This is a genomic window from Actinoplanes sp. G11-F43 (assembly GCF_050589265.1).
In the GTDB taxonomy this organism is placed as follows: Bacteria; Actinomycetota; Actinomycetes; order Mycobacteriales; family Micromonosporaceae; genus Actinoplanes.
The window spans coordinates 213939-229898 of sequence record NZ_JBNZCE010000017.1 but is presented as its reverse complement, the minus strand read 5'-3'; the positions used below and the strand labels follow the sequence as shown (position 1 = coordinate 229898).

General features: G+C 72.0%; 13 protein-coding genes. 8 read left to right on the top strand and 5 right to left on the bottom strand.

Annotated elements, in window-relative coordinates; all coding sequences use genetic code 11:
* The first annotated feature begins 62 nt into the window (after positions 1-62).
* Genes ACQ0O7_RS19825 through ACQ0O7_RS19815 form a run of 3 tightly spaced genes read left to right on the top strand, consistent with a single transcriptional unit; the run spans position 63 to position 3933 of the window.
* Entirely contained in the window at positions 63-1745 is a 1683-nt protein-coding gene (locus ACQ0O7_RS19825; RefSeq protein WP_430783614.1) for a putative Ig domain-containing protein, read from the top strand.
* The gene (locus ACQ0O7_RS19820) at positions 1742-2398 is read left to right on the top strand and encodes a PulJ/GspJ family protein (RefSeq protein WP_430783613.1); all 657 of its coding nucleotides are present in this window, start codon (positions 1742-1744) and stop codon (positions 2396-2398) included. The genes ACQ0O7_RS19825 and ACQ0O7_RS19820 overlap by 4 nt, the downstream gene beginning before the upstream one ends.
* On the top strand, positions 2395-3933 hold the full coding sequence (locus ACQ0O7_RS19815) for a ricin-type beta-trefoil lectin domain protein (protein ID WP_430783612.1): 1539 nt from the start codon (positions 2395-2397) through the stop codon (positions 3931-3933). The genes ACQ0O7_RS19820 and ACQ0O7_RS19815 overlap by 4 nt, the downstream gene beginning before the upstream one ends.
* On the opposite strand, the gene ACQ0O7_RS19810 is transcribed toward ACQ0O7_RS19815, so the two are convergent.
* Positions 3920-4558 carry a 4'-phosphopantetheinyl transferase family protein gene (locus tag ACQ0O7_RS19810; RefSeq protein ID WP_430783611.1) on the bottom strand — a complete coding sequence of 213 codons (639 nt, stop codon included), beginning with the start codon at positions 4556-4558 and terminating at the stop codon, positions 3920-3922. The genes ACQ0O7_RS19815 and ACQ0O7_RS19810 overlap by 14 nt on opposite strands.
* 114 nt (positions 4559-4672) lie before the next feature.
* Here ACQ0O7_RS19810 and ACQ0O7_RS19805 point away from each other — a divergent pair, with 114 nt between their 5' ends.
* Positions 4673-7111 (top strand): glycogen/starch/alpha-glucan phosphorylase, encoded by a 2439-nt coding sequence (locus ACQ0O7_RS19805; protein ID WP_430783610.1) that lies wholly within the window; start codon positions 4673-4675, stop codon positions 7109-7111.
* Between the two features lie 150 nt (positions 7112-7261).
* The gene (locus ACQ0O7_RS19800; protein ID WP_430783609.1) at positions 7262-7975 is read left to right on the top strand and encodes an AAA family ATPase; all 714 of its coding nucleotides are present in this window, start codon (positions 7262-7264) and stop codon (positions 7973-7975) included.
* A 25-nt stretch (positions 7976-8000) separates the two neighbouring features.
* Here the strand turns inward: ACQ0O7_RS19800 and ACQ0O7_RS19795 are convergent, their stop codons facing one another.
* The gene (locus tag ACQ0O7_RS19795; protein ID WP_430783608.1) at positions 8001-8774 is read right to left on the bottom strand and encodes a TSUP family transporter; all 774 of its coding nucleotides are present in this window, start codon (positions 8772-8774) and stop codon (positions 8001-8003) included.
* 145 nt (positions 8775-8919) lie between these two features.
* On the opposite strand from ACQ0O7_RS19795, the gene ACQ0O7_RS19790 reads away from it, so the two are divergent.
* Both ACQ0O7_RS19790 and ACQ0O7_RS19785 read left to right on the top strand, forming a co-directional pair.
* On the top strand, positions 8920-9417 hold the full coding sequence (locus tag ACQ0O7_RS19790; RefSeq protein WP_430783607.1) for a SigE family RNA polymerase sigma factor: 498 nt from the start codon (positions 8920-8922) through the stop codon (positions 9415-9417).
* Positions 9414-10160 carry a hypothetical protein gene (locus ACQ0O7_RS19785; protein ID WP_430783606.1) on the top strand — a complete coding sequence of 249 codons (747 nt, stop codon included), beginning with the start codon at positions 9414-9416 and terminating at the stop codon, positions 10158-10160. Before ACQ0O7_RS19790 ends, ACQ0O7_RS19785 begins: the two co-directional genes overlap by 4 nt.
* On the opposite strand, the gene ACQ0O7_RS19780 is transcribed toward ACQ0O7_RS19785, so the two are convergent.
* The 3 genes from ACQ0O7_RS19780 to ACQ0O7_RS19770 are packed head-to-tail and all read right to left on the bottom strand — an operon-like array spanning position 10157 to position 11587.
* Positions 10157-10645, bottom strand: a complete 489-nt coding sequence (locus ACQ0O7_RS19780; RefSeq protein ID WP_430783605.1) for a hypothetical protein — start codon at positions 10643-10645, stop codon at positions 10157-10159. The two genes, ACQ0O7_RS19785 and ACQ0O7_RS19780, sit on opposite strands and share 4 nt — an antisense overlap.
* Positions 10558-11376, bottom strand: coding sequence for an ArnT family glycosyltransferase (locus tag ACQ0O7_RS19775; protein ID WP_430783604.1), 819 nt, complete (start codon positions 11374-11376; stop codon positions 10558-10560). The genes ACQ0O7_RS19780 and ACQ0O7_RS19775 overlap by 88 nt, the downstream gene beginning before the upstream one ends.
* 40 nt (positions 11377-11416) lie before the next feature.
* Positions 11417-11587, bottom strand: a complete 171-nt coding sequence (locus tag ACQ0O7_RS19770; protein ID WP_430783603.1) for a hypothetical protein — start codon at positions 11585-11587, stop codon at positions 11417-11419.
* A gap of 129 nt (positions 11588-11716) precedes the next feature.
* Between ACQ0O7_RS19770 and ACQ0O7_RS19765 the strand changes: the two genes are divergently transcribed.
* On the top strand, positions 11717-15955 hold the full coding sequence (locus ACQ0O7_RS19765; protein WP_430783602.1) for an AAA family ATPase: 4239 nt from the start codon (positions 11717-11719) through the stop codon (positions 15953-15955).
* Positions 15956-15960 lie beyond the last annotated feature (5 nt).

The following is a 15960-nucleotide window of genomic DNA, read 5'->3' as shown; positions in this document are numbered from 1 at the left end:
GTCGGTGAGACTGCCGATGGTGCCGGTGCGAGCGATTGGCCGGAGCACCACGGGGGAACGCCATGCGCAGGGACGACGACGGCTTCACACTCGTCGAGCTGATCGTGGCGATGGCGGTGCTCAGCGTCGCCATGGCCGGGCTGGGCGCGTTCTTCGTCAACGGCTCCCGGGCCGTCGATCAGCAGCGTGACCACCGGCAGGCGGCCCAGCTGGCGGCGAGTGCGATCGAGCAGGTGCGCGCCCTGCAGAACTCGGCGCTGCTGACCGGGCGGGGCAAGACCGCGGTGCAGACGCAGTGGAACGACGCGCTGACCAAGAGCCCGTTCAAGGACCGGCTCAAGCCGTACCTGGAAAGCATGGAGATGTCCTCCGGGAGTGAGGAGGGGCTGTCGCCGACGGCGGGTGCCGACGCTCCGATCTCCACCAGCACCCAGACTCTGAACGTCAACGGCACCGACTTCCAGCAGACGATGTTCGTGGGCGCCTGCGAGGTGTACTTCGCCCGGACCGACCAGTGCGTCAACCCGGCCACCGCCACCAACGTCCCGGCCGACCCGACCCAGCGTCTGCTCTACTTCCGGGTGGTCGTCCTCCTCTCCTGGGCCCAGCAGGGTTGTGCCTCCGACCAGTGCGGCTACCTCGCCTCCACGCTGATCTCCCGGGCCGACGAGCCGCTGTTCGACATCAAGCGCCCGGCGCCGGTGATCCGGAACTTCACGCTGAACCCACTCCCGGTCTTCTACCTGGGCCGGGACACGGTCTCGTACCAGTACCGGGCGACCGGTGGCACCCTGCCCAACACCTGGGTGTTCACCAAGCTGCCGGACGGGCTGACCGGCAGCACGACCGGCGTGATCAGCGGGACCCCGACCAAGCTCGGCACGTTCAGCGGCGCCACCGCGAAGGTCACCGACAGCGCCGGCCGGTCGGACACCATGACCGGCATCAGCTACACGGTGGTGCAGCCGCCGGCGCTGACCGTCCCGAACGCCCCGAAGAACCACGTCGGCGAGACCGTCGCGCTGCAACCCACCGTCACCGGTGGCTACGGCTCGCTCAAGTGGTCGGCCACCGGGCTGCCCAGCGGCCTGTCGATCGACGAGTCCACCGGGGCGATCACCGGCACCGCGAGTGTCACCTACACCGCGGTGGTCCGGGTGGTCGACAGCAACGACTACTCCGCCGAGGGCACCTTCACGCACACGGTGTTCCCGGTGGTCACGCTGACGAAGCCGGGCGACGTCACGATCAACCTGGGCCAGTCGGTGATCGCCACCCCGTCGGTGTCCGGCGGTGACGGGAAGTTCACCTGGTCGGCGACCGGGCTGCCGGCCGGTGTGGCGATCAACTCGACGAACGGCGTGATCAGCGGCACCCCGATCGTGCCGGGCCGGTACGTGCCGACGATCAGCGTGACCGACGGTGTCGGGCCGGCCGTCACCGACCGGTTCGTCATCACGGTGAACGCGCTGAACGTCCTGAACTTCACCTCGCCGAGCAACGACGTGACGTCCCCGGCCGGTCAGCCGGTGTCCGTCCCGGTCGCCACCAACGCCTCGGCTGTCAAGGCCACGGGTGTCACCACCACGGTCCTGGGCCTGCCGCCCGGGGTGCGGTGGAACAACGGGCAGAGCACCCTGAGCGGCACCCCGACCACGCCGGGCACCTATCAGGTGGGGCTGACCAGCGTCAGCGTGGTGCCGGTGTCCACCACGATCTACAACTTCGTCTGGACGATCGTATGAGCCGGCTGATCACCCGCCTGCGCCGCGCGGCCGCCGGGGACCACGGGTTCACCCTGGCCGAGACGATCATGGCGAGCACCATCATGGCGTTCGTCACGGCGATCGCGATGACCGCGATCCTGCAGGTCTACAACGGCACCAACCAGACCCAGCAGACCTCGGACACCCGCGACCAGCTGGACAACACCTTTCGGCGGCTGGACCGGGAACTTCGCTACGCCGTCTGGGTCGCCAAACCCGGCCAGGTCGGCACCACCTGGTACACCGAGTACGCGATCCCCACCGACAACACCGGCAAGCAGACCTGCCGGCAGATCATCCTGCGCAACGGCCAGCTGATCCTGGCCTCGTGGGATTCGCCGGACCGCGCGCCCACCTCGCAGTCGGTGCTGGCCAGTGACGTGACGGTGAGCGGCTCGTCCGGGCCGGTCACCGTCTACGACGTCGGCGACAAGCCGTACGCCACCGCCAGCGCGGGCGGCGCCGGGGTGGGCTCCGCCTTCGAGACCCAGTTCAAGCAGGTCCGGGTGCAGTTCACGGTGACCGTCGGCCGGGTGTCGCTGCCCTTCGACAGCGTCTTCACCGCGCAGAACATCGACCGCAACAACCAGAACAGCGCCAGTGTCTGCAGCCAGGGGAGGCCGACCTCATGAGCCCACACCGCATCTTCCGGGACGACCGAGGCTCGCTGCCGATGGCGATGCTGGTGGTGACCATCGGTCTGGCCCTGTCGTCGATGCTGCTGCCGGTGATCGTCCGCCAGGTGACCACCACCCGTACCCTGGTCGACCGCAACACCGCCCTCAACGGCGCGCAGATCGGGCTGGACGTGGTGATGGCCCGGGTCCGGGCGGCGTCCTATGTCGACGACAACAAGGAGAAGACGGTCCGGGGCCAGCTGGAGGACATGCCGGCGTGCCGGATCACCGGGGACGCCGGGGTGGCCGGCACCGGTGAGGCGTTGCGCTACATCGTCGACATCGAATACCGGGATCAGGACGGCAACACCCTGAGCTGCCCGCTCAGCAAGGTGCCGACCACCGCCCTGGTCACCTCGCGGGGCCTGCGCGGCAGCGCGGTGATCTCCGGCGGGACCGGGGGGACGGCGGACCTGGCCGGTTCGCGCAGCCTGAGCGCCACCTACGTCTTCTCCACCAACAACACCAACATCCCGGGCGGCTCGATCCGGATCGCCTCGACCACCACCGCCGGCGGCCTGTGCTTCGACGCCGGCACCAAGACGCCGGCGGCCGGCACCGCGCTGACCGTGCAGACCTGCAACGGCAGCACCACCCAGCAGTTCGGCTACACCGGGGATCTGTACCTCAAGCTGGTCAACTCGGAGACGAACGACAACGACGCCGGCATGTGCCTGTACGCCGGCGCCACCCACTCCACCAACAACCCGCTGGTCTTCCAGAAGTGCGCGGACGCCGAAGCCCGGACCACCACCTACCAGTGGAGCCTGGACGGCAACAGCCTGTTCCACTCCACCGGCTCGACGTCGAACATCGAGAACCTCTGCATCAACCTGCGTAACCCCAACACCATCGGCTCGGCGGTCATCCTCGGGTCCTGCTCGGTCAGCAACCCGGCGAACGTGTGGCGCTCGGACGCCGGGGTCGGCGCCGGGATGGCCGGGGCGGGCACCAGTCAGCTGGTCAACTACTCCCAGTTCAGCCGCTGTCTGGACGTGACGAACCAGCAGCCCGGGTCCTCGTACATGATCGCGTGGTTCTGCAAGCAGAGCCCGAAGGGCGCGGTCGACTGGAACCAGATCTGGGCGCAGCCGTCCCCGCCCGGCGTGGCCGGCCCGGAGAACAAGTCGACGGGTGCGATCACCGTCACCCGGAGCGGCACCAGGTACTGCCTGCGGACCCCGGACCGGGGCACCGCCTCGGACGCCTACGTCACGACGATCACCTGCCCGGCCAACCCGGCGTCGAACCCGTCCCTGATGTGGACGGTCTTCGGTAAGACCGACAAGTACGAGACCGGCTTCCGGATCCTCGACCGGAACGGCTTCTGTCTGCAGCCGACCGACCTGAACGCCACGCCGAAGGACACCCACACCGACGGCACCAGCAAGATCAAGGTCGAGAAGTGCGGCAGCTCCGAACTGCAGAAGTGGAACGCGCCGGCCAACCTGAGCAAGCTGAACCCGCTGACCGACGTCAGGGAGAACTAGTCACCGCGGTCAGCACCAGGCCCCGGTCGACCAGGTAACGGCCGGTCAGCGACCGGAAGGGGCCGTCGACGCGCAGGTGGGCGGTGAACACGCCGCCCACCGGGTCGATCTCCAGGGCCGCGTCCTCGAAGCCCAGCCATCGCCCGGTCACCGGGTACCACGCCTTGTACACCGACTCCTTGGCACTGAACAGCAACCGGTCCCAGTGGACGGACGGATCCTCGGCGGCGAGCGCGGCCAGATGTTCGGCGTCGCCGGGCGCGGTGACCACCCGCAGCACCCCGGAGGGGAGCGGGCCGTGCGGTTCGGCGTCGATGCCGACACTCGCCACCGCACCGGTGCGTACCACGGCGGCGGCCCGGTACCCGTCGCAGTGGGTGATGCTGCCGGCCACCCCGTCCGGCCAGAGCGGTTCCCGGCGTGGCCCGCGCCGGATCGGGACCGGGGCCAGCCCGAGCCCGGTGAGGGCTTCGCGGGCGCAGCGGCGGCTGGTGACGATCTCCCGGCGGCGCCCGGCGCTCGTCGTGGCGACCAGGTCCTCCTCGCCGGGGAAACAGGGCTCACCGGGCACGTCGGCGAAGGCCTCGGCGGTGATCACCGGCGACGGCAGCAGTGTTCCCAACACAAGACGCCATGATGCCGTACCACGCCGGGACGAAGGAACGGGACATCCAGGCGGTTAGTCCCCCGGAAGCGGGAAGAGGGGTCGCCGGAAACCTCGGAGAGGCACAATGGCGGCATGGATCTTCGACAGGGCATCGGTCTACGCAAACTGGGCAAGACCGCCGATGAGTTCCAGCAGGACCTGTTGAGCAACCTCTACTACCGGCGCGGCACGACCGTGGAGTCGGCCAGCGCCCGGGACGCGTACGAGACGCTCTCCCTGACCGTCCGGGATCGTCTCGCCGAGCGGCGGGCCCGCACCGCCGCCGCGCACTACGCCAGCAACCCCCGCTGGGTCTACTACCTCTCCGCGGAATATCTGCTGGGCGCACAGCTCGAACAGAACCTGCTCTACTCCGGCACCGGCGACCTCGCCGCCGCGGCGGTCAAGGCGCTCGGCTTCAGTCTCGAGGACATCGAGGACCTCGACGTGGAGCCGGGCCTCGGCAACGGCGGCCTGGGCCGTCTCGCCGCCTGCCTGGTCGACTCGCTGGCCACCCGGGACATCCCGGCGGTCGGTTACGGCATCCGCTACGACCTCGGCATCTTCCGCCAGATCATCACCGAGAACGGGCAGACCGAACTGCCCGACGACTGGGCCTTCCAGGGCAATCCGTGGGAGTTCCCGGCGCCCGACGACCGGCAGACGGTCGGCTTCTACGGGCACACCGAGCCGGTTCCCGGTTCGACGACCCGCAAGGTGTGGGTGCCGGGCGAGATCGTGCTCGGCGAGCCCAGCCACATGCTGGTTCCCGGGTACGGCACCGACACCGTCAACATCGTCCGGCTGTGGAGCGCCAAGGCCAGCGAGGCCTCCTTCGACCTGAGCCGCTTCTCCGCCGGGCAGTACGCGGAGGCCGTGCAGGAGGCGGTCCGCGCCGAGAACATCAGCAAGGTCCTCTACCCGGACGACAGCACCGAGCTGGGCCGGGAGCTGCGGCTCAAGCAGCAGTACTTCCTGGTGTCCTGTTCGCTGCGGGACATCATCCGCCGGTTCCGGCTGCGCAACGAGGGCTGGGACGAGTTCGCCGACAAGACGGTGATCCAGCTCAACGACACCCACCCGACGATCGCCATCCCCGAGCTGATGCGCCTGCTCGTGGACGAGTACGAGCTGGAGTGGGAGCGGGCCTGGGAGATCACCCGCAAGACGTTCGCCTACACCTGCCACACCCTGCTGCCGGAGGCGCTGGAGACCTGGCCGGTGCGGCTCTTCGAGAAGCTGCTGCCCCGGCATCTGGAGATCATCTACCTGATCAACATGTTCTTCCTGCGGGAGGTCGGCGCGCGGTTCCCGGGCGACCAGGAGCGGATCAAGCGGATGTCGATCATCCAGGAGGATCCGGAGCGCCGGATCCGGATGGCACACCTGGCGGTGGTCGGCACCGAGGCCGTCAACGGGGTCGCCGAGCTGCACTCGAAACTGCTGCGGGAGACCGTCCTGGACGACTTCGCCGAGCTCTGGCCGGCCAAGTTCCAGAACGTCACCAACGGCATCTCCCCGCGCCGGTTCATCCGGATCGCGAACCCGCGGCTGTCCGACCTGATCACCGAGGGTCTCGGCGGCGACGGCTGGCTGCGCGACCTGGAGCAGCTGGCCGGCCTGGAGACGCTCGCCGACGACGCGTCGTTCCGGGAGCGCTGGCAGTCGATCAAGCGGGCCAACAAGGTCGACCTGGCCGTCGGTGACCCCGACTCGCTCACCGACGTGATGATCAAGCGGTTCCACGAGTACAAGCGGCAGCAGCTCAAACTGCTCCACGTGATCACGCTCTACCAGCGGATCCGGGCGAACCCGTCGGGTGACTGGGTGCCGCGCACGGTGCTGTTCGCGGGCAAGGCGGCCCCGGCCTACCACGCGGCCAAGGACATCATCCGTTTGATCGCGACGGTCGGGGCGACGATCGCGGCGGATCCGGTGGTGTCGCCGTACCTCAAGGTGGTCTTCCCCTCCAACTACAACGTCACCCTGGCGGAGCGGATCATCCCGGCCGCCGACCTGTCCGAGCAGATCTCGCTGGCCGGCAAGGAGGCGTCCGGCACCGGCAACATGAAGCTGGCCCTCAACGGCGCGATCACCATCGGCACGCTGGACGGCGCCAACATCGAGATCCGGGCCCGGGTCGGCGAGGACAACTTCTTCCTGTTCGGGCTGGACGCCTACGAGGCCGCGCGGGCCCGCGACAACGGGTACCACCCGCGCGCCTTCTACGAGCACGACGAGGAGCTGCGGGCCGCCGTCGACGCGCTCGGCTCGGGTGCCTTCGGCGACGTCGGGCACCGGGTGGCCAGTTCCCTGCTCGGCTGGGACGAGTACCTCACCCTCGCCGACTACCGCTCCTACGTCGACTGCCAGTCCGACGTGGAGAAGGCCTGGCGCGACCGGGACCGCTGGACCCGCATGTCGGTGCTGAACACCGCGTACAGCGGATTCTTCAGCTCCGACCGCACGGTCGCCGACTACGCCGCGCGCATCTGGCGGGTCGCGCCGGTCCCGGTTCCGCGCGAGGACTGACCGAACCCCTCCGCCGGTACGATCCACGGCCCCACACCGATCCACCCGTCCCGCCTCGTCCTCGCGAGGCGGGCGGTGGGCCCGGGCCGTGCCGCGACCGCCGGGCGTGAGCGCGTGGAGACGGTGGCCGCGCGGCGGTAGCGTGATGCCGTGTTCATCAGGGGGATCCGGCTCGACGCGCCGCCGACGCGGGGCCATCCGTTCTCGCTGCCCGTGGTGCGCGGCCTCGTCGAGGGTGGTGAGCTGCGGTTCCGGACCCCGGTGACGCTGTTCTCCGGCGACAACGGCAGCGGCAAGTCGACGCTGATCGAGGCGATCGCGGTGGCTGCCGGGTTCAACCCGGAGGGCGGCACGACCGCGTTCAACTTCGCCACCCGGGCCACCGAGTCGCCGCTCGGCGAGCACCTGACCCTGGTCCGCACGGCCGGGCGCAGGCCCCGGTCCGGGTTCTTCCTGCGGGCCGAGTCGTACTACAACGTCGCCTCCGAGATCGAGCGTCTCGGGGTGGTCGGCTCATACGGCGGGGTGTCCCCGCACGAACGTTCGCACGGCGAGTCCTTCCTGGATCTGGCCGCGCACCGGTTCGAGCCGGGCGGGCTCTACCTGCTCGACGAGCCGGAGGCGGCGCTGTCGGTCCGGGGCTGTCTGGCGCTGCTGGTGCGGATCGCCGATCTGGTCGCGACCGGCAGCCAGTTCCTGATCGCCACCCACTCGCCGATCCTGCTGGCCTGCCCGGACGCCACGATCCTGGAGATCGGTGAGGGCGGCGCGATCGGTGAGGTGCCCTACGATCAGGCCGACGCGGTGATGACGACCCGTGCCTTCCTGTCCGATCCGGCACGATTCCTGAAATATCTGACTTAGGCCCGGTGTGGTGGATCCCGCAGGCCTACAGGTAGGACACGGCCAGGGCGACCGCGAGGGCGCCGAGCAGGAACCGCAGCGCCCGCTCCGGGATGTGCCGTTGCAGGCGGGCGCCAAGATAGCCGCCGATCAGGCCGCCGAGGCCGCAGAGCAGCCCCAGCACCCAGTGCGGGGCGATCTCGGTGCCACCGGTGGCCAGGGCGATCAGGCCGTACGTCGCGGAACCGGCGATCGAGGTGACGAAGGTGGCGGCGAGCGCGGCCGGTGCGACGGTGGCCATCGGGATGCCGCGGCCGGCCAGGATCGGGCCGAGCAGCGAGCCGCCGCCGATGCCGTAGATCCCGCCGACGGTGCCGACCGCGAGACCCAGGGCGGCCACCGTCCGGGCGGCGAGCGGTGGCCGGATCCGGTGGTCCGGGCGGATCGCGCGCAGGCACAGCCACAGTCCGAGGGGCAGTAGCACGGCGGCCACCACCAGCCGGAACACCCGCGGGCCGGGCAGTGCGAAGACCCGCAGGAAGGCGCCGGCCACCACCCCGGGCAGGGTGCCGAGGACCAGCAGCCGGGTCAGTGCCCGGTCGAAGCCGCCCTGCCGCAGATAGCGCAGCAGCGCACCGGGCCCGGCGACCACGTTGTAGAGCAGATTGGTCGGGGTGACCGCCGGGTTGGGCACGTGCAGGACGCTGAGCTGGACCGGCAGCAGGAAGACCGCCCCGGAGACGCCGACCGGCGCGGTGACGAGGGAGATGAGCAGCCCGGCGGCGAACCCGGCCAGCCCGGTCTCCATCCCCGTCGTCACCTCTGGAACCTACCCTGCCCATCAACTGAATGGGATATGTGGCCGGTGATAGTCGCGTCTCACCAGGCGGCCGGCCCTTGCCCGGCCGCCCGAGGATCTCTACCGTCGTCCGGTCTGCCTGATATCCGAAAGGAGGTGTGCCCCGTTGCGTGACGACGCGTTCCGCGCCTACTTCGAACGGCATCACGCCTCCCTGTCCCGGATGGCCTACCTGATGACCGGCGAGCACGAGGTGGCCGACGATCTGGCCGCCGACGCGCTGACCGAGGTGTGGCGGCACTGGGACCGGGTGACCGCCGCCGACGACCCGGCCGCCTACGGGCACGGCATCGTGATGAACCTGGCCCGCAACTGGGTGCGCCGCCGCGCCCGCGAGCGGCTGCTGTCGTTCGGGACGGCCGGCCGGCGGGACACCGACGTACCCGCCGTCCTCGACGTGCGCTCCGCCCTGCGCAGGCTGCCGCACCGCAGACGCGCCTGCGTGGTCCTGCGATACGCGTTCGACCTGCCGGAACGCGAGGTCGCCGGGATCCTGGGGATATCGGTGGGCGCGGTGAAGAGCGCGACCTCCCGGGGCGCGAAACAGCTCGCCGGACTGCTGGGTGACCAGGTCCGCATCGACGGTTGGGAGGCGGCGCGATGAACGAGCGGATCCGATCCGCGCTGCGGGCCGAGGCCGCCGCGCACCAGCCGGACCGGGAGGCGATGCTCGACCGGATCACCACGGCCGCGATGCGTGACTCCGGGCAGCCGGCCACCCACCGCAGGGGTCCCCGGGCGCGGACCGCCGCCGTGGTCGCCGCGGTGGCCGTGCTCTTCGGCGGCGGTGGAGTGGGCACCTGGGCGCTGACCGGCTCGCCCGGCCGGGAGACGGCGGCGCCCGCCCCCACCACCCCGTCGCCCACCGTCACACCGAGCCCGGTGGACACCGCCCCGGTGAGCGTCGCGCCGTCGCCGTCGGCCACCCGGACCACCACCACCACCACCGCGCCGCCGCCGCCGCCGAAGTCCCCGTCGGCGTCCCCGAGCGCCGCCGCCGACCCGCTACGGGCCACCGGCACCGTCGACCCGGACGGCGCGAACATCGTCACCGTCACCACCACCCGGAAGCTGACCGCGCTGGAGGTGGTCGTCCGGGTGGCCCGCACCGACGGCCTGGCCTCCCGGGGCGGCACCAAGAGCACCCCCGGCGCCAGCGTCAGCACCACCGTCACCGAGGAGGACGGCGTCCTGCTCTACCGGTTCGTCATGTCGGCGGCCGACACCCTGGAGCCGGGCACCTACACCTTCACCGCGAAGTACACCCGCCCGCGGGCCGGCCACGATCCGGACGGCGACTCGTACCAGGTGCTCTCGAACCTGCCGAAAGCCTCCGGCGGCTTCTAGGAGTAGTGCCGCAGCCGGGGCCAGATCGTGGTCCACGGCTCGGCCGGGCGGCACACGAACACCCGCACGCCGACCTCCTCGTTCGCCACACCCGGGGTGTTGTGCAGGGTGCCCTCCGCCCGGCAGCGCCCGAGAGCCCGGTCCGGCGGGCCGCCGAGCACCGCCACCACCACACGCTTCGACTCCGGCGGCGGCCCGAACGCGTGCAGCTCGTTGTGTCCGCTGTAGACCTCGGGCAGGCCGAGCGACGGGCCGTACCGGTCCAGTGCCCCGGCCTCGCCGTAGTCGCCGGTGAGCAGCACCGCCCGCCGCCGGTCGGACGGGGACAGCCCGGCGTAGACCGCGCCGATCTGCCACACGTACTGCCGCCAGCCGACCTGGTCCACCATGGTCGCGTTCAGCCGGGCCGGCAGCGTCCCGGCCAGCTCGTCCTCCGGGATGATCGGCAGTGCGGTGACCGCGCCGAGCCCGGCGGACACCACCACCGCCGCCGCACCGGCCAGTGCCTGCCGGCCGCGCCGCCCGGTGATCCAGCGCTCCACCGGCACCGCCCCGATCGCGAAGACACCCAGGAGCAGAGCCAGCGGATGGTCCGGCTGACCGCCGGCGACCAGCACCGGGACCCGGCCGGCAGCAGCCCGGCGGCCAGGCAGACCAGCAGCAGCACCACCAGATGCTCGTTCCACAGCCCGATCCCGGCCACTACCCCGGCACCGATCCAGGCCCGCTGATCCCGCCAGAGCAGGGCCCGGACCACGAAGAAGATCACCCCGAGCCAGATCAGCAGGTCGACGGCCGCGGTGGAGGTGACGTGCGCGGCGGAGAGCGGGAAGGTGCTGAAGACCGCGGCCGCGGCGATCCACTGGGCGGCCCGGCCACCACCGGCCTCGCGGGCGATCAGCGCGGCCACGATCGCGGTCAGCCCGAGCAGCACGGCCGGGGCCACCCGGATCGCCCAGACGGTGTCGCCGAAGGTGGCGATCCCGAACCGGACCAGAATCGGGGTGAGCGGCGGCTGATCGGCGTAACCCCACCGCAGGTGCTCGGCCAGCAGCCGGAGATACAGCTCGTCGCGGTGGTAGTCATACCCGCCGGAGGTGATCAGAAGCAGTAGCGTCGCGGCGGAGGCGGTCAGGCCGACCGGCCACCACGCGACCGGACGACGGGCGGACTCCATACGCTGCGTTGCCGAGATGTCACTGAGGGCATCGACCACGAGCCCCACCGTACGGGCAACCCGCCGCCCGCCGCCAATGTCATCTCGACCAGCCCGCCCCGAGCAGACAGGTGCCGCACCCGCGGCAGGCGCCGTCCCCGTCGACGCTCCCGTCGGCCCGCAGCAGGTAGGGGCACGGTTCGCCGGTCGGCGTCGCGTACCGGCGCTCCGGCTCGGCCGGTCGGGGCTGTTCCTTAACGGTCGTGGTCATGACTCCATTGGCTCACGGGACCCCCGGCCCGGTCGTGGGCCGAAAGTCCCGGCTGTTCGGGCGGCACTCCCCGTGGATCGACGGTGACATCATGAGACCGCGAAGCGTGTCGATGAACACGGAGGAGTGGTGACCGGAACCGAGCTCTCGGAAGACCCGTCCGACGACGAGATCCAGCCCACCGAGAAGGCCCGTGCCGGAGTTCGCGGCTGGGTTCGGGACACCGGCCGGCGCACCGGCGACCGGATCCGCACCGCCGGCCCGTACGCCATCCTCGCCTTTCTGACCGCCTCGGTGGTCGCTCCGGTGGCCGGCGCCGGACTCGGCGCCCCGGACGCCTTCGCCGCCGCCCTGGATCAGGTCGGCGGCCTGGGCACCAACTATCTCGCCGACACCCTGGCCGACACGGCCCGCCGGATGCGCGACCGGGAACCCGAATCGGCCGGCTGGTCCGAGGCACAGTGGCGGGACGCCATCGCCGCCGACCTGCTGCCCCGGCTGACCGCCGCCGACGAGCGGGGCCGGGCGCTGCACGATGAGATCTCCCGGGTGCTGCGCGAGGTGGACGCGGTGTCGGTGGCGATCGCCGAAGCCGCGCTCGCCGACGACGATCTGCGGCGCACCTTCGAGGGCGCGTTCCAGGCCCTGGGCCTCGGGGTGGGCGAACTGAACTGGATGGTCGCCGAGGTCAAACAGAGCGTGGACGGGCTGAGCCAGACCATCGCCCAGCACACCATCGAACTGAACAACCGCATCGACGAGATGCGCCGGCGGCTGATCGAGCTGACCGGCGAGCAGCTCCCGGCCGGTGACGAGGTGCCCGCCGACGTGCCGGGCGGGGCCGTTCCGCCGTACCCCGGCCTGGTCAGTTTCCAGCCGGAGGACTCGGTGCGCTTCCGTGGCCGGGAACCCCAGATCCTGCACCTGCTGAGCCGGGTCGCCGAACAGGCGCTGGGCGGCCCGCCGCTGGTGGTCACCGGAGTCTCCGGCGTCGGCAAGTCGTCACTGCTGCGGGCCGGGCTGCTGCCGGCGATCACCCTGGGCACGCTGGGCGCGCGGGCCCGGGACTGGGCGTGGGTGCTGACCAGCCCCGGGGAACGCCCCCTCGCCGACCTGGTCACCCGGCTGCACCACCTGACCGGCACCGGCCCGGAACCCGCCCCCGACGGTAGCGCCGGATCGCTGATCCGCCGGATCCGGGACAGCCCGCACCTGCTCGGCGACCTGGCCGGCAAGGCGACCGCCGCCGGGCACCGGCCGCTGATCGTGATCGACCAGTTCGAGGAACTCTTCACCCAGTGCCCCGACCCGGCCGAGCGGCTCGCCTACGCCACCGCGCTGACCAGCGCGGCCCCGGCCATCGTGGTGATCGCGGTGCGCTCCGACTTCTATCCGGCCTGCATCGCCCTGCCCCCACTCGCCGGGGTGCTCGCCGCCGGTCACGTGGTGCTCGGCCCGCTGGACGCCGAGGCGGTGCGCCGGGCCATCGTGGAACCCGCCGAACAGGCCGGCCTCACCGTCGAACCGGGACTGCCCGGCCTGCTCCTGCAGGACCTGGGCGCCGACGCCCGAGACGGGTACGAGCCCGGGGCGCTGCCGCTGCTCGCCCACGCGCTGCGCGCCACCTGGGACCGGCGCGAGGGGATCCGGCTCACCGTCAAGGCGTACCAGGACACCGGTGGCATCCGGCACGCGATCGCCGACACCGCCGAGAAGATCTATCTCGATCAGACCCCGGAGGACCGGAACCGGCTCCGTGACGCCCTGCTCGCACTGGTCACCGTCACCGCCGACGGTACCGCGGTCCGCCGTCGCGGCGAACGGGCCGCCAGCGACTCCCGGGTGCTGCGCCGGCTGGTGCGGGCCCGGCTGGTCACGGTCGGCGCGGACACCGTGGAGATCAGCCACGAGGCGCTGCTGACCAGCTGGCCCCGGCTGGCCGGCTGGGTCGCCGCGGCCCGCGAGGACCTGCTGCTGCGCGAGTCGGTCACCGAGGCGGCCCGGGACTGGGATCGGTCCGGCCGCGACCCGGACCTGCTGCCCCGCGGCTCCCGGCTGGCCGCGGCCCGCGAGCGGATCCCGCCCGGCGACGGCGTACCCCCGGTGGTGGCCGACTACCTGGCCGCCGGTGGCGCCGCGGCGGCCCGGGAACAGCTGGCCCGCGATCGCACCACCGGACGTCTGCGCCGGCTGGCCGCCGGACTGGCCGCCGCGCTGCTGCTCACCGCGGGCGCCGGCCTGGTCGCGCTGGACCGGCAGCGGACCGCCGAGGCGGTCGGCCGGGACGCCCTCTCCCGTCAGTACGCCGCGGAGACGCTCGGCCTGCTCGCCATGGACGAGACGGCCGCGGTCCGCCGGGCCCTGGACGGCTGGCACGAGGCGCACACCGTGCAGGCCCGCGGCGCCCTGCTCTCCACCCGGATGGTGCGGTTCGCCGGCCGGCTCGGCACCGGGCCGGGCGGCGTCTCGGCGGCGGTCAGCGGGGACGGCACCCGGATCGCGATCGGCGACAACGTCGGCACCGTCCGGCTGTGGGACGCGGCCACCCTGACCGAGACCACCCCGCCGCTGACCTACCCCGACACCACGAGCGGGGACGAGACGGAGAAGGCCTGGATCCATTCGGTGGCGTTCTCCCCGGACGGCCGCTACCTGGCCGGTGGCGTGTTCTCCCCGGACGGTGTGCGGATCTGGGAGGTGGCCACCGGCCGGCTGCTGCACGTCCTCCCGGCCTTCGGCGCGGTCACCTGGCTGCCCGGAACCAGCACCGTGGTGGCCACCGGCCAGACCCGGGTCGAGGGGCAGATGGCGCTCGGGTTCTGGGACGCGGCGACCGGCCGCTCACTGCGGACCCTGCCGGTGGGGAGACAGGCCGGATCGGCGCTGGTGGTGAGCCCGGACGGCGCCCACGTGGCCGAACTCGGCGCGGCTGAGGACGACGGCCGGACCGTCGTCCAGGTCTGGCGGCTGCGCGACGGCCGGATGACCATGTCGGCATCCGGCCCGCAATACCTCGCCTTCGCCCCGGACGGCTCGCTGATCACCAACGAGAAGATCGCGGGCAACCGGAGCCGGCTCCGGCGGTGGGACGCGCCGACCGGCCGCCGGCTGCGCGACATCACCCCGGCCGAGGGCGCCCCGGCATCGATCGCGGCGGTCACGGCCACCGGCGACGGCATGATCCTCGGCCCCGGGCCGGAGGGCCGGGCCATCCTCTGGTCGATCGACAGCGACATCACCGCGGAGCTGCGGACCGGGCTCTCCGGCTACCTCGCCTCGGCGAGTTCGGCGAACGGCCAGGTCGTGGTGATCACCGCCCCGACCGGCCCGACGGTCGTCCACCGGCGGGTGGTGAACGCGTTCAACACCGACGGCCAGGTGTTCGACGTGCGGTTCTCGCCGGACGGTCGCCGGGTGGCCGCCGGCGGGTCGGACGGCATCGTCCGGATCTGGGACACCACCTCGTCCGAGCGGGTCCGGACGTTCCGGCCGGCCGGTTCGGTGAGCGGGCTGGCCTGGACCCCGGGCGGCCTGCTCGGCGTGACCACCCGGGCCAAGACGCTGGAACTGTGGGACGAGAACGGCGAACGGCAGGCGTCGGCGCCGCTGCCGGACTGCCCGAAGGACCTGGCGGCGACCCCGCGCGGCGATCTGCTGTTCGTGTCGACCGGCGGCTGTGTCGACGCCCCCGACATCGTCACCGCCCCCGGGCTGATCCACGTGTACGACGTGGCGGCCCGCCGGATGCGTGCCCCGATCGCCCTCGGCGACCAGGAGGGCTTCGCGATCGACGTCACCCCGGACGGGACCACCCTGTTCGCCGCGGTCACCGTCACCAGCATCGAACCCGGCGCGGCCGGACAGCAGTCGTTGCTGCGCTCCTGGCGGATCGGCGACCTGTCGGAGACCGGTGAGGCGCGCCCGCTCGGCCCGTACCAGGTCCTGGAACTGGCCGTCGCCCCGGACGGCCGGTCGATGGCGGTGACCGGCACCAACCGCCTGGTCGACATCCGCACCGGCGACGGCTCGGTCTCGCTGTGGCAGACACGGGAGCAGGGCGACAGCATCGACCGGATCGCCTGGTCCCCGGACGGCGGCACGCTGGCGGTCAGCGACCGGGCCGGCCCGCTCCGCCTCTGGGACACCGGCACCCGCCGGCTCACCGCCGAGCTGAGCGCCCATCAGGCGTCCCCGGCGGCGCTGGCCTTCGCCCCCGGCGGCCAGACTCTGGCCAGCGGCGGCCTCGACTCCCGGGTCCTGCTCTGGACCTTGGACCCGGCCGCCGCGGTCCGTCACCTGTGCACCATCGCGGTCTCGTTGAGCAGGAACGACGGTAGACCCGTCTCACCCCTGTGCGCGGGGGAGTGAGCCCC

What these genes read in the sequence shown, in the direction of transcription:
- ACQ0O7_RS19825 (WP_430783614.1), top strand. Translation starts at nt 63, where the DNA reads ATGCGCAGGGACGACGACGGCTTCACACTCGTCGAGCTGATCGTGGCG.
- ACQ0O7_RS19820 (WP_430783613.1), top strand. Translation starts at nt 1,742, where the DNA reads ATGAGCCGGCTGATCACCCGCCTGCGCCGCGCGGCCGCCGGGGACCAC.
- ACQ0O7_RS19815 (WP_430783612.1), top strand. Translation starts at nt 2,395, where the DNA reads ATGAGCCCACACCGCATCTTCCGGGACGACCGAGGCTCGCTGCCGATG.
- ACQ0O7_RS19805 (WP_430783610.1), top strand. Translation starts at nt 4,673, where the DNA reads ATGGATCTTCGACAGGGCATCGGTCTACGCAAACTGGGCAAGACCGCC.
- ACQ0O7_RS19785 (WP_430783606.1), top strand. Translation starts at nt 9,414, where the DNA reads ATGAACGAGCGGATCCGATCCGCGCTGCGGGCCGAGGCCGCCGCGCAC.
- ACQ0O7_RS19770 (WP_430783603.1), bottom strand. Translation starts at nt 11,587, where the DNA reads ATGACCACGACCGTTAAGGAACAGCCCCGACCGGCCGAGCCGGAGCGC.